1 protein-coding gene is annotated in these 323 nt (G+C 44.6%); it reads left to right on the forward strand.

All coding sequences use genetic code 11. The features are described from left to right. Positions 1 to 323: hypothetical protein (locus LIZ98_RS17775; RefSeq protein ID WP_227203194.1), on the forward strand; the 323-nt coding region annotated here is incomplete at both ends.

The raw sequence follows: 323 nt of genomic DNA on the forward strand, positions 1-323 counted from the left end.
TGGTGACGAGAACGCGTTTCGTCGTCAAAATTGAGCGTTTTTCACCTCAAAATGGTGACGAGATTCGGTCTCGTCGCCAAAAAACAGCATTTCTCTCCTCAAAATGGCGACGAGATTGGGTTTCGTCGTCAAAATTGAGCGTTTTTTTCCTCAAAATGGTGACGAGAACGCGTTTCGTCGTCAAAATTGAGCGTTTTTCACCTCAAAATGGTGACGAGATTCGGTCTCGTCGCCAAAAAACAGCATTTCTCTCCTCAAAATGGCGACGAGAATACGTTTCGTCGTCAAAATTGAGCGTTTTTCACCTCAAAATGGTGACGAGA

It is taken from the genome of Caldibacillus sp. 210928-DFI.2.18 (assembly GCF_020554505.1).
Taxonomy (GTDB): Bacteria; Bacillota; Bacilli; order Bacillales; family Caldibacillaceae; genus Caldifermentibacillus; species Caldifermentibacillus hisashii.